The organism is Nonomuraea sp. NPDC004580 (assembly GCF_040609855.1).
GTDB lineage: Bacteria > Actinomycetota > Actinomycetes > Streptosporangiales > Streptosporangiaceae > Nonomuraea > Nonomuraea salmonea.
Genome location: NZ_JBEXLH010000016.1, coordinates 34,347 through 53,113, shown reverse-complemented (window position 1 = coordinate 53,113; position 18,767 = coordinate 34,347). Strand labels below are relative to the sequence as shown.

Annotated in this window: 20 protein-coding genes and 1 pseudogene; 12 read left to right on the top strand and 9 right to left on the bottom strand. The window is 71.6% G+C overall.

Features of this window, described 5'->3' with window-relative positions; translation table 11 throughout:
• Positions 1-29: 29 nt before the first annotated feature.
• On the top strand, positions 30-272 hold the full coding sequence (locus ABZW11_RS18945) for a DUF4235 domain-containing protein (RefSeq protein ID WP_355418668.1): 243 nt from the start codon (positions 30-32) through the stop codon (positions 270-272).
• 7 nt (positions 273-279) lie between these two features.
• On the opposite strand, the gene ABZW11_RS18940 is transcribed toward ABZW11_RS18945, so the two are convergent.
• Positions 280-573 (bottom strand): hypothetical protein, encoded by a 294-nt coding sequence (locus ABZW11_RS18940; RefSeq protein ID WP_355418666.1) that lies wholly within the window; start codon positions 571-573, stop codon positions 280-282.
• A 193-nt stretch (positions 574-766) separates the two neighbouring features.
• On the opposite strand from ABZW11_RS18940, the gene ABZW11_RS18935 reads away from it, so the two are divergent.
• On the top strand, positions 767-1,558 hold the full coding sequence (locus ABZW11_RS18935) for a hypothetical protein (RefSeq protein ID WP_355418664.1): 792 nt from the start codon (positions 767-769) through the stop codon (positions 1,556-1,558).
• Between the two features lie 37 nt (positions 1,559-1,595).
• Here the strand turns inward: ABZW11_RS18935 and ABZW11_RS18930 are convergent, their stop codons facing one another.
• Positions 1,596-2,435 carry a serine hydrolase gene (locus ABZW11_RS18930; protein ID WP_355418662.1) on the bottom strand — a complete coding sequence of 280 codons (840 nt, stop codon included), beginning with the start codon at positions 2,433-2,435 and terminating at the stop codon, positions 1,596-1,598.
• 110 nt (positions 2,436-2,545) lie between these two features.
• On the opposite strand from ABZW11_RS18930, the gene ABZW11_RS18925 reads away from it, so the two are divergent.
• Positions 2,546-2,746: a DUF1508 domain-containing protein gene (locus ABZW11_RS18925; RefSeq protein WP_355418660.1), complete on the top strand. Its 201-nt coding sequence runs from the start codon at positions 2,546-2,548 to the stop codon at positions 2,744-2,746.
• Positions 2,747-2,753: 7 nt separating this feature from the next.
• On the opposite strand, the gene ABZW11_RS18920 is transcribed toward ABZW11_RS18925, so the two are convergent.
• A complete protein-coding gene (locus ABZW11_RS18920; RefSeq protein WP_355418658.1) occupies positions 2,754-3,299 on the bottom strand; it encodes a VTT domain-containing protein in 546 nt (181 codons plus the stop codon).
• A 154-nt stretch (positions 3,300-3,453) separates the two neighbouring features.
• Here ABZW11_RS18920 and ABZW11_RS18915 point away from each other — a divergent pair, with 154 nt between their 5' ends.
• On the top strand, positions 3,454-3,975 hold the full coding sequence (locus ABZW11_RS18915) for a hypothetical protein (RefSeq protein ID WP_355418656.1): 522 nt from the start codon (positions 3,454-3,456) through the stop codon (positions 3,973-3,975).
• Here ABZW11_RS18915 and ABZW11_RS18910 read toward each other — a convergent pair.
• The 3 genes from ABZW11_RS18910 to ABZW11_RS18900 form a co-directional block, all read right to left on the bottom strand.
• Positions 3,944-7,339 carry a BTAD domain-containing putative transcriptional regulator gene (locus tag ABZW11_RS18910; RefSeq protein WP_355418654.1) on the bottom strand — a complete coding sequence of 1,132 codons (3,396 nt, stop codon included), beginning with the start codon at positions 7,337-7,339 and terminating at the stop codon, positions 3,944-3,946. The genes ABZW11_RS18915 and ABZW11_RS18910 overlap by 32 nt on opposite strands.
• Before the next feature lie 81 nt (positions 7,340-7,420).
• Positions 7,421-8,476 (bottom strand): lysylphosphatidylglycerol synthase domain-containing protein, encoded by a 1,056-nt coding sequence (locus ABZW11_RS18905; protein WP_355418652.1) that lies wholly within the window; start codon positions 8,474-8,476, stop codon positions 7,421-7,423.
• A gap of 62 nt (positions 8,477-8,538) precedes the next feature.
• The gene (locus ABZW11_RS18900; RefSeq protein ID WP_355418650.1) at positions 8,539-9,357 is read right to left on the bottom strand and encodes a PIG-L family deacetylase; all 819 of its coding nucleotides are present in this window, start codon (positions 9,355-9,357) and stop codon (positions 8,539-8,541) included.
• 38 nt (positions 9,358-9,395) lie between these two features.
• Here ABZW11_RS18900 and ABZW11_RS18895 point away from each other — a divergent pair, with 38 nt between their 5' ends.
• Entirely contained in the window at positions 9,396-10,487 is a 1,092-nt protein-coding gene (locus ABZW11_RS18895; protein WP_355418648.1) for a glycosyltransferase, read from the top strand.
• A gap of 154 nt (positions 10,488-10,641) precedes the next feature.
• Here ABZW11_RS18895 and ABZW11_RS18890 read toward each other — a convergent pair whose 3' ends face one another.
• Positions 10,642-11,013, bottom strand: coding sequence for a hypothetical protein (locus tag ABZW11_RS18890; protein WP_345388751.1), 372 nt, complete (start codon positions 11,011-11,013; stop codon positions 10,642-10,644).
• Positions 11,014-11,101: 88 nt separating this feature from the next.
• On the bottom strand, positions 11,102-11,665 hold the full coding sequence (locus tag ABZW11_RS18885) for a TetR-like C-terminal domain-containing protein (RefSeq protein WP_355418646.1): 564 nt from the start codon (positions 11,663-11,665) through the stop codon (positions 11,102-11,104).
• 51 nt (positions 11,666-11,716) lie between these two features.
• Between ABZW11_RS18885 and ABZW11_RS18880 the strand changes: the two genes are divergently transcribed.
• Together ABZW11_RS18880 and ABZW11_RS18875 are read left to right on the top strand one after the other, a co-directional pair.
• Positions 11,717-12,808, top strand: coding sequence for an NAD(P)/FAD-dependent oxidoreductase (locus ABZW11_RS18880; protein ID WP_355418644.1), 1,092 nt, complete (start codon positions 11,717-11,719; stop codon positions 12,806-12,808).
• Between the two features lie 64 nt (positions 12,809-12,872).
• Positions 12,873-13,985, top strand: a complete 1,113-nt coding sequence (locus ABZW11_RS18875) for an aromatic ring-hydroxylating dioxygenase subunit alpha (protein ID WP_355418642.1) — start codon at positions 12,873-12,875, stop codon at positions 13,983-13,985.
• A gap of 70 nt (positions 13,986-14,055) precedes the next feature.
• On the opposite strand, the pseudogene ABZW11_RS18870 reads toward ABZW11_RS18875, so the two are convergent.
• Positions 14,056-14,202: pseudogene (locus tag ABZW11_RS18870) on the bottom strand (DUF1707 domain-containing protein); the annotation flags it as partial.
• 155 nt (positions 14,203-14,357) lie between these two features.
• On the opposite strand from ABZW11_RS18870, the gene ABZW11_RS18865 reads away from it, so the two are divergent.
• From ABZW11_RS18865 to ABZW11_RS18845, 5 genes are all read left to right on the top strand, one after another.
• Positions 14,358-15,320, top strand: coding sequence for an anti-sigma factor RsbA family regulatory protein (locus tag ABZW11_RS18865; RefSeq protein WP_355418640.1), 963 nt, complete (start codon positions 14,358-14,360; stop codon positions 15,318-15,320).
• Positions 15,321-15,506: 186 nt separating this feature from the next.
• Positions 15,507-16,121 carry a DUF998 domain-containing protein gene (locus ABZW11_RS18860; protein ID WP_355418638.1) on the top strand — a complete coding sequence of 205 codons (615 nt, stop codon included), beginning with the start codon at positions 15,507-15,509 and terminating at the stop codon, positions 16,119-16,121.
• 46 nt (positions 16,122-16,167) lie between these two features.
• Positions 16,168-16,626 (top strand): universal stress protein, encoded by a 459-nt coding sequence (locus tag ABZW11_RS18855; RefSeq protein WP_355418636.1) that lies wholly within the window; start codon positions 16,168-16,170, stop codon positions 16,624-16,626.
• Positions 16,627-16,763: 137 nt separating this feature from the next.
• Positions 16,764-17,669 (top strand): methionine--tRNA ligase, encoded by a 906-nt coding sequence (locus ABZW11_RS18850; protein WP_355418634.1) that lies wholly within the window; start codon positions 16,764-16,766, stop codon positions 17,667-17,669.
• A gap of 105 nt (positions 17,670-17,774) precedes the next feature.
• On the top strand, positions 17,775-18,752 hold the full coding sequence (locus ABZW11_RS18845; protein WP_355418632.1) for a phosphotriesterase-related protein: 978 nt from the start codon (positions 17,775-17,777) through the stop codon (positions 18,750-18,752).
• Positions 18,753-18,767 lie beyond the last annotated feature (15 nt).

Sequence of the window (18,767 nt, the reverse complement as noted above, 5' to 3'; positions counted from 1 at the left end):
CATACGCCACGTGAGGGTAAGGAGTGGAAATGCAGCCCGTGGAGAAAGTCACGTCGCTGGGGATAAGTCTGGTGAGCGGGGCGGTGGCCGCTGCGTTGTTCAGGCGGGCCTGGGCGATGGTGTCGGGGGAGGATGAGGCGCCCGATGCCGAGGACCTGAGCCGGGGGTGGACCGAGGTTCTCGTCGCCGCCGCCGTGCAGGGAGCCGTCTTCGGGGTGGTCAGGGCGGCGGTTCAGCGTACGGGGGCCAAAACCTATCAGCGGCGGCGGTGATCCCCCGTCACTGGTTGTCGTCGGTCAGCCAGTCGGGGTAGCCGTTGAAGTCGTGGGCGATCGGCTCGCGGTCGATGGGGTGGCGCGCCCCGATGCTGCGCATGTGACGTTCGAGCGCGGGCACCTGCTGCCCGGTCGTGACGAGGGTGAGCTGCCAGGTCGTCGCGTCGGCCGCGGACGGATGCGGGACCTCGGCGATGTCGATCGACGTGGCCAGCCCGGCGAGCAGGATGCCGTGCGCCAGCTCGGCCGCCGCCTCGTGACCCTCGATCATGGTGCGGACCTCGAAGAATTCCGCCATCAGGGTGTCCTTAGAGAGGGGTGTGTGGCACACCCTACTCGGCAACGGACGGCGGGCCGAATCCATCGGAAAACGTACAGCGGCGTCGTGGCGGGACGTCCGGCCGCGGACGAGGGCGGATGGCGCGGCCGATGAGGCACACTGTAATCGTTCGATTACCGTACGTGCGTCCATCGCGCAGGCCGGAGGGTCCATGAACGGGGCTTGGATCATCACGCTCACCGTCGCCACGGGGTTGCTGGCCCCGCCGTCACCCGCCACGACGGCCTCCCCTTCCGGTTCCGTGGAGGGTGGGGCGGCGCCTTTCCGGCTGGCGGCGCCGTTCTGGCCGGCCACCGCCGGGGCCCCGGGCGGGCCGGCGTTCGGGTTCTCGGCGGGACGGGGGTTCGGGCCGGCGTTCGGGGCGGCGGCCGGCCGGTCCGCGGGGGCGGACTTCGGGGCGGCGCTCGGCCGGTCCCTGGGGGCGGTGTTCGGGGAGGCGTCGGGAGCCAGGGTGGCCCGGTGGCCGGGGGAGAGGGCCAGGAGCGGGGCGCTGACCTGTGCCGTGTCGACGCCGTCGGGGCGGCCGCTGACGTTCGTGCCTAGGGTGGGGCTGACGACGCGGCGCATCTCGGCGCGCGGCTACCTGGAGTTCACCGGGTGCACCTCGCCTGACGGCTCGGCCACGTTCCTGCGGTCGGGCTGGGTGAACGTCAAGGCCACCGCCCAGGCGTCCTGCGCCACCGCCCACCGGGTACGCGGCACCGCCAGGATCACCTGGTTCGGCGCCACGGGACGCCCGGCGGGCACCTCGAAGCTGGGCATCAAGGCCGACCGCCTGGTCGCCAGGCACCCGGCCGACACGCTGCTCACCGGCACCGTACGTACGGGCTGGCTGGCCGGGCGGCGGGCCAGGGGCGGCATCGCACCGCCCACGGCCATCCTCGGCTGCGCCGCCAGCGGCCTGCACGCCTACCCCGGCCACGGCACCATCACCTTCGACTGACCGGACCAGCCGAAAACCTCATCATTGTGTCGGCCGGTCAGCCGAAGGCGACCTGTTCGCCGGCGTAGTCCAGGAGCTTCTCCGCCGTCGAGAAGCGGCGTTCGTTCTGGTCGCCGAGCAGGACGCCGACGATCTGCAGGCCGTTGCGCTCGCCCGCGAACAGCAGGCAGTAGCCGGCCGCGTTCGTGTACCCGGTCTTGACGCCCAGCACCCCGTCCGCCCGCGACAGGAGCTTGTTGGTGTTACGCCAGGTGTGCGCCCGGTGCACGGCGGTCTTGGACACCTTGTGCACCTGGGTGCCGACGACGGTCGTGAAGATGCTGCTGCGCAGCGCGTACTGCGCCAGCTTGGCCTGGTCGGCGGCGGTGGAGTAGCCGCCGTTGGCGGGAGTGGGCATGCCGTCCGCGTTCGTGTAGCGGGTGTCGGTGAGGCCGAGCGAGCGGGCGGTACGGTTCATCTTGGCGATGAAGGCCGTCTTGCCGGGGCCGTAGTGGCGGGCCAGGGCGTTGGCCGCGTCGGCGCCCGAGGGCAGCATGAGCGCGTACAGCAGATCCCTGACCGTGAACCGCTCGCCCTTGCGCAGCCCGGCGGTGGCGGCGCCGCCCTTGGCGGCGTACTTGACGTCGGCGGCGCTGATCGTGATGACGTCGCTGAGGTCGGCCTCGCGCAGCACGACGTACGCCGTCATGACCTTGACCAGGCTGGCCACCGGCACCCGCCTGGTCTCCCGCTTGCCGAGGTGGACCGTTCCTGCTGAATCGACGATGTACGCCTCTTTCGCCTTGACGGCGGGCGCGTTAGCGGCCTGGGCCGGAGTGCTGCCGAACCCGACAACCAGCGCGACCACCGCAGAGCTGATCAAACCCCCAATACGCATGACAATCATGGTGACAGGAGATCAAGGATTCGTTTGCCTAACCAGGCCACGCGTCGGCCTCAGATGGGGGTAAATCCTTCATAGATCCGATATGGCGGGGGGCGGTGGCCATGGCGGGAAAGTTCGTCATCACTGAGGATGAGCAGGGCGGATACCGGTTCGCACTTGTCGCGAACAACGGGCAGACCCTGGCGGTGGGGGAGGGATACTCCAGCAAAGTGGCATGCGTAAACGGCATCGAGACCCTCCGCAGGAACGCGCCGGAGGCGACGATCGAGGACCGTACGACGAGTCCGGCCGCTACCGGGTAGCGGGCGGTTACGAGTCCTGGGCCACCAAGGGCTGGTCGTCGGCGGTGCGGCGGCGCCGGCGGCGGATCATGAACCAGGCCACTCCGGCGACGGCCACCACCGCGACGACGGCGGCCGTGATGGGCGACCGCGCGGCCAGCTCCAGCCATCCCCACACGACGGCGGTCAGCCCGAACCACCACAAAGGCGCCCAGGTCAGGCAGCCGAGCGCGCTGGCCACGACGTACCAGGGGTAGGAGACGCGCAGCGCCCCTGCCACCCAGGGCAGCGTGTGGCGCAGCATCGGCACCCAAAAGCAGCCGTAGACGGCGAGCGCGCCCCAGCGCTCGACGACGCTCTCGATCTTCGCGATGCGATCGCGGCCGAGCTTGACGCCGACCCGCGACTCGTACAGCTTCTCGCCGAGCCTGCGGCCGACCCAGTAGTAGACCTGGAACGCGCCGAACAGGGCGATGATGAGGATGACTCCGACCTGCCAGTACTCCAGACCGAACCAGAACGGCGCAGTGGGGGCGGGGACGGCCATCGTCAGGTGCCACATGTCCAGGCCCACCCCCTCCGAAATCCTTAGGCCAGCCTTACCTTAATTCACGTCACCGGCCGGTGCCATATCGGGTTGCAAGCAGCGCGCAACGGGTGCAACTCACCGACAACCGCTACTCAACCACCCGGTCTCACTCTATGGGTGAGCAAAAGGGGTGTTGACCATGCCGACGACAAGCGCAACCGTCCTGACCAGCGGAACGTCGAACGCCGCGAAGCTGTTCGTGGCCGCTCTGGCGTTCACCAGCGCGTACGTCGGCTTCTCCGCCTACAGTAACGCCGGCACGACCGAGCCGCGGAAGGCCGCCGAGCCTGCCCCGATCGTCCTGGCCGCCCGCGCCATGCCCGCCTCCGAGCGGCTGGCCGGCGGCATCGCGGGGGAGCCCGGCGCCCTCACGGTGAGCGCCCTGCCCGCAGAAGGCTGCGCGAGGTCGTACGTGGCCCGCACCTTCCTCGCCAACCCCGACCCCGACGACACCGTCCTCTACCGCTGGAAGCTGACCCGCTACAGCCCCGCCACCAAGACCTGGCGCACCTACCTGTCGGACCACGACGGCTTCGCCACGGCAGGCAGGACCGTCGAGTGGCGCGCCGAGGTCAACGGCACCCCGGGCTGGTATCGGGTCGAGCTGTCGGCCGAGGGCGCCGAGACCGTCAAGAGCCCCCGTTTCGAAGTGAGCTGCTGACCGACTGCCGCGCCGCGTCGACCCAGCGCGGCACGCCGATCCGCTCAGCGACCTCCAGCGCCTTCTCGTAGTGCTGCCGGGCCGCGTCAGGCTGCCCCAGGCGGATCGCCAGGTCGCCGAGCGTCAGCGCCACCGGCCACAGCGCGACCACGCCGGTGCCGGCCCCCGCCACCCGGTCGGCGAACGGCTTGAGCTTGTCGTAGCAGTCGACCATCCGCTCGCGGTCGTCGAGCAGCATGCCGGCCAGCGCCCGCCAGGTCATCACCAGCTCGTAGAGGAAGTCGGGCCGCACCGGAGGCCGGGTGGCGGCCACGGCCCTGGCGTCGTCGAGCCGACCCGCGGAGGCGAGGGCCAGCGCGTACGCGTCGAGCGTCCACTTGGCGCCCCGCTGGTGCGCCTCGGCCAGCGGCGCGACCATCTCGGCCGCCCGCCCGGCCACCAGGTGCAGGCAGAACGTGGTGATCAGCGGCAGGTCCTGGCGGCCCTCCAGCATGCCGGCCCGCTCGGTCATGCGGGCCGCGTCGCGGTAGGCCCGTTCGGCGCCCTCGTAGTCGCCGGAGATCATCAGCCGCTGCCCGGCGTACCAGACCACGACGGCGGCGGGCGCGGACAGGTCGTACTGCTTGGCGAGCTGGTCGGCCGACGCCGCGTGCTCGTCGGCCGCGGCGAACTCGCCCATGGCCGCCGCGCACTCCAGCAGCACCAGGTGGGCCAGCGCCTGCGTGGCCATCTGGCCCGAGCGCTGTGCCACTTCGAGCAGCTCGCGCCCGATGCTCTCGCGCGAGTCGACGGCCGGGATGTCGTACGACTGCCGCAGCCGCCCGCTCAGCGCCGCCGCGATCAGCGCGGGGTCGCCGCTCTGCCGGGCCAGCTCCAGCGCCTCGAGCGAGGCCTGCCTGCCCCGCTCGGGCGAGGAGGAGCCCTCCAGCTCAAGGGCCAGCGTGGTCAGCAGGCTGGCGCGCAGCCGCTGCTCACCGGCCGGCAGTTCCATCAGCGCCTTCTCGGTGACGTCGACGATCTCCCACGCCGTACGGGTGAAGTCGCGCGCCATGCCCTTGTGCGGCACGGCCAGCGACGCCGCCACCTTCGCGGTGATCTCGAGGTCGCCCAGCGGCAGCGCGGCGTCCATGGCCCGGCGGCGCAGCAGCCGCGCCGCGTGCATGTCACCGCACAGCGCGAGCGCCCTGATCTGCCGCAGCATCAGGTGCAGCCGCTCCTTGGCCCGCTCGGGCGCCTGGTCACCCTGGTCGTCGGCGCGCGAGCGGTCGAACGCGGCGATCGCCTGCTCCCACAGCGTGGCCGCCTCGCGGTGGGCGAAGCGCCGCTCGGCCTGCTCGGCGGCCAGGCCCGCGTAGTGGACGGCCTTGCCGGCCGCGTCGGCCAGGAAGTAGTGGTGGGCCAGCGCCGCCACGTCGGACGGCGTGTGCCGCTCGATGACCGCCGCCACCGCCGCGTGCAGCCGGGTGCGGCGCAGCCGCGAGGCGTCGGAGTAGATCGTGTCGCGGACGAGGTCGTGGTCGAAGCGCAGCAGCCCGGGACCAGGCTCGGTCACCAGGCCGGCCAGCAGCGCCGCCTCGACGGCCTCGATGACCGCGTCCTCGTCGCCGGCCACCGCGATCAGCACGTCGAGGTCGACGTCGCGGCCGATGACGGCGGCCTGCAGCAGGATCTGCTGCGCGCCGGCGGGCAGCCGCGAGATGCGCCGCCGCAGCACGTCGCGCACGCCGGACGGCACCTGGGAGAGCACCTCGGTGGCGCTGGCGCGGTCGGCCGCGCCCTCGGAGTCGAGCAGGCGCACGGTCTCGCGGACGAAGAACGGGTTGCCGCCGGTGCGCTCGACGATGGACTCGACCGCGTCCTCGTCGATCTCGCGTACGCAGGTGGCCTTGACCAGCTCGGCCACGGCCTTCGGGTCGAGGCCCGAGAGCCCCACGCGCACGGGACCGAGCCTGGCCAGCGCGGCCAGCACGTCGGACTGGCGGTCGTCCAGCTCGCTCTCCCTGCACGTCACCACCAGCAGCACCCGGCTGGTCGCGAGCAGGCTGGGCAGCGCGCGCAGCAGCGCGAGCGTCTGGTCGTCGGCCCAGTGGAGGTCTTCGAGCGTCAGCAGCACGGGCCCCCGCCGCGCCACGCCGGCGAGGTAGCCGCCGACCGCGCGGTGCAGCCGGAACCCGCCGGACGCCTCGTCCTCGTCGGGGTCGGGGGCGGCGTCGTCGAGCAGCGGCGCGAGCAGCTGCGCGTATTCGCCCGCGCCGGTCATGTCGATCAACGTGCGCAGGAGCTCCACCCACGCCCAGCCCGGCGGGGTGGCGCTGGAGTCGGGGCAGGCGCCCGACGCGGTGGTCCAGCCGTCGGCGGCGAGTTTGCCTTCGAGCTGGCGCAGCAGCGTCGTCTTGCCCGCGCCCGCCACACCGGTGACGACCGCGACCTGGAACCTGCCGGTGCGCGATGCCGCGGTGGTGAGCCTGGCCAGCTCGGCGTCGCGGCCGACGAACGGCTCGGGCTCCAGCGGCGGCGGCTCGATGTGGGCGGCGGGCCGCGGCGGCCAGGTGTCGGTGACGGGCGCCGCGGGCCTGGCGGCGCGGGCGGGCAGGGCGAGGTCGAGCTCGGGCGACTGGGCCAGGATGTCGGACTCGAGCTTGCGCAGCGCGGGGCCGGGGTCGATGCCGAGCTCGTCGGCCAGGATGTTGCGCGCCCTGCGCAGCGCGGCCAGCGCGTCGCCCTGCCGGCCGCAGCGGTAGAGGCCGAGCGCCAGCAGCCGCCAGCCCTCCTCGCGCAGCGGATGCTCGGTGGTGAGCGCCTCGAGGTCGGGGACGGTCTCGGCGTGCAGCCCGAGCCGCAGCCCCGTGTCGGCGTGGCGCTCGCGGGAGACCAGGCGCAGCTCGGTCAGCCGGTTGACCTCGGCCTCCGCCCACGCCTGGTCGGCGAAGTCGGAGTAGGGGGTGCCGCGCCACAGCCCGAGCGCCTTCTCCAGGCGGCCTCTGGCGGCCTGCGGGTCGCCCTCTTCGAGGTGCTCGCCGGCCGCGCGGACGAGCTGCTCGAACCTGAGCGCGTCGACCTGGTCGGACGCCACGCGCAGCGCGTAGCCGGACGCGACCGTCACCAGCAGCCGGTTGGGGCCGCCGCGCGGGCGGCCCGGCTCCAGCACCCTGCGCAGGCGCGAGATGTAGACCTGCAGGCCCGACTGCGCGCCTTTTGCCGCGTCGTCGTCCCACAGATCGTAAAGAAGTGTGTCAACGGGCACGACCTGACCTCTGGCCACGAGCAGGCGGGCCAGGACGGCCCGCTGTCGCAACCCGCCGAGGTCGAGTTCGTCGTCGTGTTCGTACGCCTCGACTGGCCCCAGAACTCGGAACGCCACCATGTCAGCCGCCACGCTATGCGGGCCTACGAATCACGCACAAGGGCCGTGGTCGATTAGCACGCGATGGGTTTGGGATTGTCACTAGGTGGCCTTCGAGATCGCGGACGGGGGCTCCGCGCCGGCGTCCCGGCCGCCGCGCCTGCGCAGCAGTGCCCAGGCGCCGAGAGCCAGGCCGCCGAACGGGATCTCGATAGTGTAAGTCCAGAAGCCGAAAAGCAGTGCGGTGGCGATGGCGGGCGTGGCGCCCACGCCGAAGGCGATGAGGAGCGCGGCCACTCCGCTCTCCATGATCCCGGCGCCGCTCGGCGTGATCAGGGCGCTGGTCAGCACCCGCGACAGCGCGAAGACGGCGATCGATTCGGCGAGGCCGGGCCAGGCGCCGGTGGCCGACATGCAGGCCGCCATGATGGCCCACTGGAAGCCGAGGAAGAACACCATGCCGAGCGACAGCCCGGGCCACCGGGTGCGTACGACGCCCGCGGTGTCGGCGCGCAGCCGGTGGAACGCCTCCGAGGCGTGCACCTTCAGCCGCAGCAGCCGGGTGACGCCGTCGAGCGCCTTGCCGAGCGCCTGCGCGGCGCGGTCCCAGTAGAGGGCGGCGGCCACGACCAGGCACAGCACGAGGATGGAGATCGCGCCCGTCCAGCCCGCGTTGGCGACGGTGGCGTTGGCCGCCTTGCCCGCGGCGAGCAGCGCGATGATGCCCACGGCCGGCAGGACGAACCTGAACAACGTGTTCCAGATGCCGCTGACCAGCGTCATCACCACGAACGCCCGGCTGGTGAACCCCCAGCCCTTCGTCATCGCGAACGACAGCGCCACGCCCACCGCCCCGCCGAACGGCAGCAGGTTGCTCACCGCGCTGCCCGCCGCGTTGAGCGTCAGGCCCTGGAGGTTGTTGAGCCCCGGCAGCGAGCTGGTCAGCACGAACGTGTAGGACAGCAGGCTGAGCAGCCACAGCGCGGTCATCAGCGCGATCTCGCCGCCGCCGAGGGTGGCGAACAGCGCCCCGATCTCGCTCCACGAGACCGGCTTGCCGGTCAGCGCCCGCACGATCTCCGGCAGGTAGACCACGAGCAGCACGGCCAGGCCGAGCGAGAGCACGGACAAGGCGATCTGCAGCCACTTGTTCTTCATCGGGGTCCAGTCTGCCGGTTGGCAGCGGGCCGCGCGTCACCCCCAGGTATGAGGCGTAGGTATCAGGCGGGCCACCCGTCGAAGGGATGACGCAGGCGGGCGCCCGGCGGCAGGTCGCGGCGGACGTACCACTCGGTGCCGAAGACGAAGCGGTAGAGCGGGCCGGGGACCTTGAGCATCACGGCGAGCGTGCGGTCGCTGTCGCCCCCGCTGGCCTGCGAGGCGTGCGCGGCCATGGAGGCCCGCTTCTGGCGGGCGTAGCGGCGGACGTTGACGCGGTGGGTGATCGCCTCGCCCGGTGAGTACGCGCTCTCGAACGTGCGGACGTCGAACTCCGGCGGGAACCGGTAGACCTTCCCCGCCAGCTTCAGCAGCCGCACCAGCGGGTCGCGGTTGACCGTCGCCTCCAGGACGATCTCCGTGCCCGCGATCTTCGCCGCCCGCCTGCCCACCCGGTGCACCTGCACGTGGTCGGGGTGCCCGTAGCCGCCCGCCGGGTCGTAGATGGTCAGCAGGTCGGCCCGCTCCTCCTGGAGGATCGCGGCCAGCGCCTTCGCGGCCTCCTCGGTGTCGGCGTCGATGAAGGCGTTGTCGGGACGCTCGTCGGCGACGCCGCCCTGCGGGCTCAGACCCGAGTCACCGTAGCCGAGGCACTCGACGCGGGCGCAGCCGAGCAGCGCGGCCGACTCGTACAGCTCCTTGAGCCGGGTCTCGCCCAGCTCGTCGCCCGGCTCCATCTCGGCCAGGCCGCGCTCGCCCGCGGTGGCCACCACGAGCACCACGCGGTGTCCTTCGGCCGCGAGCATCGCCATGGTGCCCGCCGTCAGCAGGGCCTCGTCGTCGGGATGGGCATGGAAGAACACAGCGGTACGTGGAGGCACAGGCCCAGATTAGTCTGGGAGGGGTGCGGATCTTTCACGTGAGTGACTGTTACCTGCCGCGACTCGGGGGGATCGAGGTCCAGGTCGCCGATCTCGTGCGCGTGCAGCGGGAGGCCGGGCACGAGGTGTCGGTGGCCACGGCGACCAGGGGAGAGCCGCTGCCCGGTGTGCACAGGATCGTCGCCCCGATGCCGTTCGACCTGCCCGTCCACCCGTTCGGAGTGGGGCATCTCACGCGGCGCATCACCTCGGCGCGTCCCGACGTCGTCCACGTGCACGCGGGGGCGGTGTCGCCGTTCGCGTGGATGGGGGTGCGGGCCGCGCATCGCGCCGGGGTGCCGTGCGTGGTGACCGTGCACAGCATGTGGGATCCGGTGACGCGGGCGCTCTATCGGCTGCTCCGGCTGGCGTACGGGTGGGAGCGGTGGCGGCTGGTGGCCACCACGGTCAGCAACGCCGCGGCCGCTCCGATCCGCGCGGTGGCCGGGCCGCTGGTGCCGGTCCGCGTCGTCTCCAACGGGCTCGACCTGTCCGGCTGGGCGCCGCCGCCCGGCGCGCCCGCCTCCCGGCCCGACGTGCACGTGGTCGCCGTCGGGCGGCTGGCTCCGCGCAAGCAGCCGGTACGCCTGCTGAAGCTGCTGCTGGCGGCCCGGGCCCAGGTGCCCGCCCACATCCCCATGCGGGCCACGATCGTCGGTGACGGGCCGGCACGGGGGCAGATGGAGCGGTTCCTGGAGCGCCACGGCATGGCGTCCTGGGTGTCCCTTCCCGGGCGCCACACCCGGGAGCAGATCGCCAAGGTGCTGGAGTCGGCCGACGTGTTCGTGGCGCCGGCGCCACGCGAGTCGTTCGGCATCGCCGCCCTTGAGGCTCGCGCGGCCGGGCTGCCGGTGGTGGCGCGGGCGCAGAGCGGCGTCGCCGACTTCGTCAAGGACGGCGTCGAGGGCCTGTTGGGCCGCACGCTGGGCGATCTGGCCAGGGCGGTCGCCCGCCTGTGCCGCGACCCCGACCTGCGTGTGGCGATCGCCGCCCACAACCGCACCACCCCACCGACCGCCGGCTCCTGGGAAGCGGTCCTCGACGGCTTCGACCACGCTTACACCCAGGCCCTCACCCTCCGCGGAACGTAGGAAAGCCCACCACGGCGGTGGCGGGCTTTCCCCAGGCCTGAGGCGGAGGGTGGTGGTGGGTGCCCCCGTGGCGTCACGCCGCCCTCCGGGCAGGCCGGGACGCGGCCGCCGGAGCACCTGTCCCCCACAGGTGTTCACGGCGACCGCGAGTCCGCTAGGAGCAGGCCGAGACGATCTTGCTCTGGAAGCCGCTGACCTTGCCGGTGAACTCGCTGGCCTTGGACAGGTCGCCGCCCTCGATCGAGGCGAACCCGTCGGCCAGGTCGGTCAGCGCGGCGCCGACCTCGCCGTCGTACTTGCCGGCCAGCTCCTTGGTCTTGGTGGCCGCCGTCTTGGAGGCCTCACCGATCGCGTCCTTGTCGGTCGCGCTCGCGCTGATCGCCGAGCTCCACTCGGTGACGATCGTGGTGGCCTCCTGGGCCGCGGAGTTGCAGTCGACGGCCTGGCCGAACGCGCCACAAGCGGTGGTGAGAGCGGCAAGAGTGAGCGTCGCGGCCACAGCGGCGAGGCGACGAGGGGGAGTCATGTACGTGCCCTTCGTTGGTTCAACTTACGAAAAGCACCTTATGGGCGCTCGCTTGATCGTCACTTGCACCCCACTAACACCACCCGTATCAACCCAGCGTAAAGCCGTGCAGCAAAGCCCGCACGATCTCGTCCGGTTCGGGTAGCGGGAGCTCGAAAATCCCCCGGTAGGTGATGAAACCGACGAACATGTCAGTCAGCATCCACAGGTCCGCGTCGGGCCGCAGCTCGCCGCGCCCGATCGCCCGCTCGTACACGACCCACGACCGCTCCATGCGGGTGCGCATGGAGGTGCGGACGACGTCCGCGATCGCCGGGTCGCGCCCCGCCGCGGCGTACACCTGCCTGGCCAGGCGCGACACCTCGGGGCGCCGCCACAGCGCGATCGTGTCGGCGACCACCCCGCGCAGGTCGCCGGCGAGCGTGCCGGTGTCGGGCACGGCGACGTGGACGTCCATGAGGCCGCCGAGGGTTTCGAGAAGCATGTCCCGTTTGCCGCCGTATCGGCGGAACACGCTCGCCCTGCCGACGCCTGCCGCCGCGGCGACGTCGTCCATGGTGAAGTCGAGGCCGTGGGAGAGCACCAGCGTGGCAGCGGCCTGCCTGATGCGGTGATCAACCGAGGGGTCGGGTTTACGACCGCGCGCAGGCATTGTGATACTCCAAGTATCCGATATTGAGCGTCTCACTATTCAGGGGTCGTTATGAGAGTAGTCGTCATCGGGGCGGGGGTCGCGGGGCTCGCCCTGGCCAGGGGGTTGCTGCGCAAGGGCCACGACGTCGAGGTGTACGAGGAGTCGCCCGAGCCGCGCACGGCCGGCGGCTCCGTATCCCTCTGGCCCGGCAGCACGGCCATCCTGGAGGAGCTCAAGGTGGATTGGGCCGGCGTCGGCCGCCGCCTGGAGACGCTGGAGTCGTGGGCCCCCGACGGCCGCCGCCTGCTCACCCTCGACCTGACCGTCCCCGAGCGCCGCTTCGGCCACCCCGTCGTCCACGTCGCCCGCAGCGAGCTGGTGGAGCTGCTGGCCGACGGCGTGCCGGTGACGTACGGGGCCCGCGCCGAGCACGTGGTGCCGGAACGGGCCGAGGCGCGGCTGTCCGACGGCCGCACGGTACGCGGCGACGTGCTGGTGGGCGCCGACGGCCGCCGTTCGGCGGTGCGCTCGGCCCTGTGGGGCGCCGACGCGGCCACGCTGAGCCCGTGGGTCACCTGGCAGGGGTTCACCACCGAGCCGACCCTGCTGACCGAGTCGCGCAGGGCGGTGATGATCGCCGGCAGGCACGGGCTGTGCGGGCTGATCCCGGCGGGCAGGGGGCGGCTGCTGTGGTGGTTCGACGTCAGGTCGGCGCCGGGGCGGCCGTTCTGGGCCGGCGACCCGCACGTGGTGGAGCGGCTGCGGGAGCGGTTCGGGGAGTGGGCCGACCCGGTGCCGAAGGTGCTGGCCTCGATCGAGGACATCGACTTCTTCCCCCACCACCGCCAGCCGATCCCCAAGGTCTGGGGGAGGGGGCCGACCACGCTGGCCGGTGACGCGGCCCACACGATGCCGCCCACCATGGCCCAGGGCGCCAATCAGGCGCTGGAGGACGCCTGGCTGCTCAGCCGGTCGATCGGGGACCTGCGGGCGTATGAGAAGGCCAGGTCGAAGGTGGTGCGCAGGCCCGCCAGGCTGGCCGCCACGGAGGCCACCGACATGCAGCGGCCCATCGCCGGACTGCTGCCCGACGGCCTCATGACCCGCGTCTACACGCTGTTGTTGCGCCGCTACAGCAACTACCTCTTGACAGCCCCCTGAGGCCGCCTGACTATGTCGCATATAGAGCAACTCGGTGCGTAATACGCAACAAGGGCGGTGCCGGTTGACCATCACGTCCAGCCTGATCTCCACGCTCCCAGGCAGCGCCTACACCGATCCCGAGGCGTTCGCCGAGGAGCAGGAGAAGATCTTCGAGAACCTCTGGTTCTGCGCCGTCAGGTCGGCGGAGCTGGCGAAGCCGGGCGCGTTCAGGACCGTTCAGGTGGGCCGGGAGAGCGTCATCATCGTACGCGGGCGCGACGAGCAGGTGCGCGCCTTTCTCAACGTCTGCCGGCACCGCGGGGCGCGCTTGTGCCTGGAGGAGGCCGGCGAGGTCAAGCGGACGATCAGGTGCGCCTACCACGCCTGGTCCTACGACCTGGACGGCCGGCTCGCCGCCGCCCCCAACCTGGCCAGGATGCCGGACATCGACCGGGTCGCGTACGGCATGGTCCCCGTGCACCTGCGCGAGTGGCTCGGCTACGCCTGGGTGTGCCTCGCCGCCGAGCCGCCCTCGTTCGAGGAGACCGTCACCCAGGCCGCCACCGAGCGACTCGGCGACCCCGCCGCCATCGAGCGCTACCACGTCGAGGACCTCGCGCTCGGCCGCCGCATCGTCTACGACGTCAAGGCCAACTGGAAGCTCCTGGTCGAGAACTTCATGGAGTGCTACCACTGCGCCACCATCCACCCGGAGCTGACCGCCGTGCTGCCGGAGTTCGCCGGCGGCTACGCGGCGCAGTACTACGTGGGTCACGGCGCCGAGTTCTCCGAGCGGGCCGCGGGGTTCACCGTGGACGGCAGCCCCGGCTTCGGCAAGCTGCCGGACGTGGCGCAGGAGCAGGACCGCCGCTATTACGCGATCACCGTCAAGCCGCAGGTGTTCGTCAACCTGGTGCCCGACCACGTGATCCTGCACCGCATGTTCCCGCTGGCGGTGGACAGGACGGTGGTCGAGTGCGACTGGCTCTACCACCCGGACGTGGTCGCGTCGGGCGCCGACGTGTCGCTGTCGGTCGAGCTCTTCCACCGGGTCAACGAGCAGGACTTCGACGCGTGCGAGCGCACCCAGCCCGGCATGTCGTCACGGGCCTACCGGGACGGCGGCGTGCTCGTGCCCAGCGAGCACCACATCTCGCTCTTCCATCAGTGGGTGAACCAGCGCCTGCGCGGATAGCGCACGGGAGCTCCACGACGTCGCCGGCCCGCGGTTCGTCGGCGGGCAGGTCGTCGGCGGGCAGGTCGTCGATCAGGGTCAGCAGGTCGGCGTACGTCTTCGCGGTGAGCGCGCGTTCAAGCCGCTCGTCGAGCTCGGGGTGGGTGAGGCGGCCCTCGGAGAACGCGCGTTGCAGCCGCTGTGCGGTCTGCTCGCGGTCCTCATCCGAGACGCGCATCCGCAGTTCCGACATGTCCTGAGAGTAGGTTCGCTTGGCTCAGAAGGGGAGTTGCCGCCCTGAAGGGGTGCGGAGATCGAGGGGCAACGGACGGTTTCCTGGACGGGGGCGCTGAATGACCTGGACTCTCTTCACACCCAATAGGTACCCATCGGATGGCTTTGAAGACACCAACCTTAGGTAGCCTGTGGCTGATGCAGGCAGACCCTTTCCACCATCCCGCACTGCTCTATCGGAGCGATGGGGAATATGTGGCTGCCACCACGGCCTTCGTGGCCGACGGCCTGGCCGCGGGCGACCCCGTCGCGGTGGCCGTTCCCGGCGCCAGGCTCGCGCTCATCGAGGGCTCGCTCGGCGCCGCCGCCCGCGACGTGCTCATGCTCGACATGACCGAGGCGGGGCGCAACCCCGGCCGCATCATCCCCGCCGTGCTGCGCGGCTTCGCCGACCGGCATCCCGGCCGCCACGTGCGGATCATCGGCGAGCCGATCTGGCCGGGGCGCACGCGCGACGAGTACCCCGCCTGCGCGCAGCACGAGGCGCTGATCAACCTGTCGTTCGCGGGGCGGCCCGTCACGATCTTGTGTCCGTACGACGTGCGGGGGCTGAGCGACGAGGTCATCGCCGAGGCCGCGCGCACCCACCCCGTGCTGTGCGACGCGTCCGGCACGTGGGCGAGCGCCGACTACGCGCCCGAGCAGGTCGTCGAGGACCACAACCGGCCGTTCGACGAGCCCGAGAGCTGCGTCTCGCTGCACTTCGACGGCTCCAACCTGTCGGCCGCGCGAGCCCTGGCCGCCCGCGAGGCCGCCGCCCGCGGGTTCACCGGCGACCGGCTCGACGACATCAGGCTCACCGTGGCCGAGCTGGGCGCCAACAGCCTCGACCACGGCGGCGGCGCCGGGCTGCTGCGTGTGTGGCAGGCCGACGGGCGGCTGGTGTGCGAGGTCAGCGACCGCGGCCACATCACCGACCCGCTGGTGGGCCGCCGCCCGGTCGATCCGCGTATGGCGGGCTCGCGCGGCCTGCTGATCGTCAACCTGCTCAGCGACCTCGTACGCGTCCACACCCGCCCGGGCGCCACCACCGTACGCGCGTACTTCGACCCCGTTTCCTGACCCCCGCCCGGGCGTGGGGACGGCCGCCCGCACCCTGAGGGGGCCGGCCCTACCCAGGGTCACGAAACGCCAGCTCAACGACCACGGCTAGGGGCAGGTCAACCCAAGGTATTAGGGGATCCTTCAGGGCGAGTTCGGGCCGATCTCCGATGTTCGGAAAAGCCGCCTTCCACGAGCTTTGAAGGCATGAAGGGATTGCTCGTCAGTGGATTCGCGGCCATCGGCGCCGGCAGCGGCGCGATGCTCACGCTGCACGCCGCCTCGAACCTGGACCCGATGCACGCCGTGATCAGTGAGTACGTCTGGCAGTCGGCCGGCTGGCTGCTGCCCGCCGCGCTGACCCTGTTCGCCGTGGGCTCCGCGCTGATCGCGGAGGCGCTGCGCCGGGCCGGTGTGAACCGCTGGGTCGTCCTGCTGCTGCTGGGCTGGGGCGCGAGCATGTTCCTGGTGGGCGCGTTCCCGACCGACCGGCCAGGGCTGCCGCTGTCGATGTCGGGGGGAATCCATCGCTATGCCGCGTTCGCCGCTTTCGTCATGATGCCGCTCGCCGGGCTGCTGCTGGCCAAGGCGCGGGTCCGCTACGCGAAGGCGTTGCGCGTGCTCAGCGTGGTCGCCGTCGGCGCGCTGCTGCTGGTCGTGGTCCCCTACGTGGTGCGCATGTTCGGCATCCCGCTGTCCAACGACGACATCCCCGCCGGCCTGACCCAGCGCGTGGTGGTCGTCACCGAGCTGGGCGTGCTGGCCTTGGCCGGTCTGACGATGCTGCGGACCTCCGCCCGCCGCGTGCCGGCCCTCGTTTAGATCACATTGTCAGGCGTGAAAGCCGCACCTCGGGAAGAGGGAGGACATGACGATTGTGATCGCGTACGACGGGTCCGACGACGCCAAGGCCGCCATCGAGTTCGCGGGCCGGATGTTCCCGGGGGAGCACGCCGTGGTGCTGACCGTGTGGGAGCGGCTGGCGATGACCTCGGCCCGCGCGTCGGCCGGGCTCATGGTGACGATCGACCAGGCGGGCGCCGAGGACGAGGCGATCGGGCAGGCGATGAGCGAGCTGGCCATGCAGGGCGCCGAGCTGGCCAGGGAAGCGGGGCTGGACGCCACCCCGCGCTGCGACGTCGACTCCGTGGCCGTCTGGTCGACCATCGTGGACGTGGCGGAGGAGCTGGACGCCTCGCTCATCGTGACCGGCACCAGAGGACTGGGCGGAGTGCGCTCGCTGCTGCTGGGCAGCACGTCCGACCGAGTGCTGCACCACGCGCACCGGCCCGTGCTGGTCGTTCCGGGCCCCCGCAAGGACGGGTGAAACGAGGTATGGTGTCGGCATGATCGCGACGTGCCGCCGCATGATGGCCCCCTAGGGGGTTTCACCGGCACGTCCACGTTGAGGCCCTGCTAGCCGGGGCCTCTCTTCGTGTCCGGGGCCCCTTCGGGAGGCATCCGATGTACGTCACGACCACCATCCCCTACGTCAACGCCAGGCCGCACCTCGGCCACGCGCTGGAGCTCGTCCAGGCAGACGTGCTGGCCAGGCACCACCGGCGGCGCGGCGCGCCCGTACGGTTCCAGACCGGCAGCGACGACAACTCGCTGAAGAACGTGCTGGCCGCGGAGGCGGCGGGCGTGCCGGTGCGCGAGCTGGTCGGCCGCAACGCCGCCGCGTTCGAGGCGCTGCGCGGGCCGCTCGGCGTGTCGTTCGACGCCTTCATCAGGACCAGCGCGCACCCCGCACACCGCGCCGGCGTCGAGCGGATCTGGAAGGAGACCGCGCACGACCTCTACCAGCGCCACTACGAGGGGCTCTACTGCGTGGGCTGCGAGCAGTTCTATCAGGAGGGCCCCTGCCCCGACGGGCACCCCGGCCCGCTGCAGACGGTCTCGGAGCAGAACTGGTTCTTCCGGCTCTCCCGCTACCAGGACGCGCTGCTCGGCCTCATCGGCAGCGGGCGGCTGCGCATCGAGCCGGCGGCCCGGCGCAACGAGGTGCTGGCGTTCGTGGCGGCCGGGCTGTCCGACATCAGCGTCTCCCGCTCGGCCGCACGCGCCCGCGGCTGGGGCATCCCCGTGCCCGGCGACCCCGGCCAGGTGATCTACGTGTGGTGGGACGCGCTGGCCAACTACGTCACGGCGCTGGACGAGCCCGGCGCGTACGGGCGGTGGTGGGTGCGCGAGCAGGACAAGGTGCACATCGTGGGCAAGGGCGTGATCCGGTTCCACGCGGTCCACTGGCCGGCCATGCTGCTGTCGGCCGGGCGCCCGCTGCCCACCGCCATCTTCGTGCACGACTACATCACGGCCGCCTTTCCTGCCGACGGCGGCCCGCCGCGTGGCGGCGGCGGTCGGCGGTGAACGGCTGGCGAGACCGCGCCCGTTGTTCCCGCGCAGCGGCGTTTGACGATCTTGACTGTCCGGCTTAGGTTGGCGCGCAACCGACCACCTGGTATGGAGGCGCGCATGCCCACTGTCGAAACCCTTCGCGGCCCCGTCGATGTCAACACGATGGGTCAGACGCTGATGCACGACCACGTCTTCGTGCTCGCCACAGAGCACGTGGACAACTACGGCGCGGGCGCCTGGTGGGACGAGGAGACCAGGGTGGCGGACGCGGTCACCAAGCTGCGCGCGGTGGCGGCCAAGGGCGTGCGGACGATCGTCGACCCGACCGTGTGGGGGCTCGGCCGCTACGTCCCGCGCGTCAAGCGGGTCGCCGACCAGGTGCCCGAGCTGAACATCATCGCCGCCACCGGCCTCTACTCCTACGACGAGGTGCCCCACCAGTACGAGCACCGCGGCCCCGGCCTGCTCATCGACTGCCCCGACCCGATGATCGACGACTTCGTGCGCGACCTGACCGAGGGCATCGCCGGCACCGGTATCAAGGCGGCCTTCCTCAAGTGCGTGGTCGAGGCCAAGGGGCTCACGCCGGGCGTCGAGCGCATCTGCAAGGCCGTGGCGCAGGCCCACCTGCGCACGGGCGCGCCGATCACCGTGCACACCAACTCCTTCACCCAGAGCGGGCTGCTCGCGCTCGACCTGTTCGGCAAGGAGGGTGTCGACCTGACCAAGGTGGTCATCGGGCACGCCGGCGACAGCAACGACCTCGACTACCTCATGCGCCTCGCCGACACCGGCGCCATCCTCGGCATGGACCGTTTCGGCCTCGACCTCTACAACCCGACCCCGCAGCGGGTGGCCACGGTCGCCGCGCTCGCCGCCCGCGGCTACGCCGACCGCATGGTCCTCAGCCACGACACGGCCTGCTTCATGGACTACTTCGGCGGGCCCTGGGACGAGACCCGCGACGCGGTCGCGCCCAACTGGCGCTACGATCACATTCACGACGATGTCTTGGCCGCACTGCGGGACTCGGGTGTGACCGACGACCAGATTGAGCAGATGCTGGTGTTCAACCCGAAGCGCTACTTCTCATAGAGTGGTTGCGTCGGG

Excerpts from the sequence above, each read along its gene's own strand:
- ABZW11_RS18845 (WP_355418632.1), top strand. The coding sequence starts at position 17,775 with ATGCCCACTGTCGAAACCCTTCGCGGCCCCGTCGATGTCAACACGATG.
- ABZW11_RS18930 (WP_355418662.1), bottom strand. The coding sequence starts at position 2,435 with ATGCGTATTGGGGGTTTGATCAGCTCTGCGGTGGTCGCGCTGGTTGTC.
- ABZW11_RS18925 (WP_355418660.1), top strand. The coding sequence starts at position 2,546 with ATGGCGGGAAAGTTCGTCATCACTGAGGATGAGCAGGGCGGATACCGG.
- ABZW11_RS18890 (WP_345388751.1), bottom strand. The coding sequence starts at position 11,013 with ATGACTCCCCCTCGTCGCCTCGCCGCTGTGGCCGCGACGCTCACTCTT.
- ABZW11_RS18865 (WP_355418640.1), top strand. The coding sequence starts at position 14,358 with ATGGCTTTGAAGACACCAACCTTAGGTAGCCTGTGGCTGATGCAGGCA.
- ABZW11_RS18910 (WP_355418654.1), bottom strand. The coding sequence starts at position 7,339 with ATGGTGGCGTTCCGAGTTCTGGGGCCAGTCGAGGCGTACGAACACGAC.
- ABZW11_RS18860 (WP_355418638.1), top strand. The coding sequence starts at position 15,507 with ATGAAGGGATTGCTCGTCAGTGGATTCGCGGCCATCGGCGCCGGCAGC.
- ABZW11_RS18905 (WP_355418652.1), bottom strand. The coding sequence starts at position 8,476 with ATGAAGAACAAGTGGCTGCAGATCGCCTTGTCCGTGCTCTCGCTCGGC.
- ABZW11_RS18885 (WP_355418646.1), bottom strand. The coding sequence starts at position 11,665 with ATGCCTGCGCGCGGTCGTAAACCCGACCCCTCGGTTGATCACCGCATC.
- ABZW11_RS18935 (WP_355418664.1), top strand. The coding sequence starts at position 767 with ATGAACGGGGCTTGGATCATCACGCTCACCGTCGCCACGGGGTTGCTG.
- ABZW11_RS18940 (WP_355418666.1), bottom strand. The coding sequence starts at position 573 with ATGGCGGAATTCTTCGAGGTCCGCACCATGATCGAGGGTCACGAGGCG.
- ABZW11_RS18915 (WP_355418656.1), top strand. The coding sequence starts at position 3,454 with ATGCCGACGACAAGCGCAACCGTCCTGACCAGCGGAACGTCGAACGCC.
- ABZW11_RS18945 (WP_355418668.1), top strand. The coding sequence starts at position 30 with ATGCAGCCCGTGGAGAAAGTCACGTCGCTGGGGATAAGTCTGGTGAGC.
- ABZW11_RS18855 (WP_355418636.1), top strand. The coding sequence starts at position 16,168 with ATGACGATTGTGATCGCGTACGACGGGTCCGACGACGCCAAGGCCGCC.
- ABZW11_RS18850 (WP_355418634.1), top strand. The coding sequence starts at position 16,764 with ATGTACGTCACGACCACCATCCCCTACGTCAACGCCAGGCCGCACCTC.
- ABZW11_RS18880 (WP_355418644.1), top strand. The coding sequence starts at position 11,717 with ATGAGAGTAGTCGTCATCGGGGCGGGGGTCGCGGGGCTCGCCCTGGCC.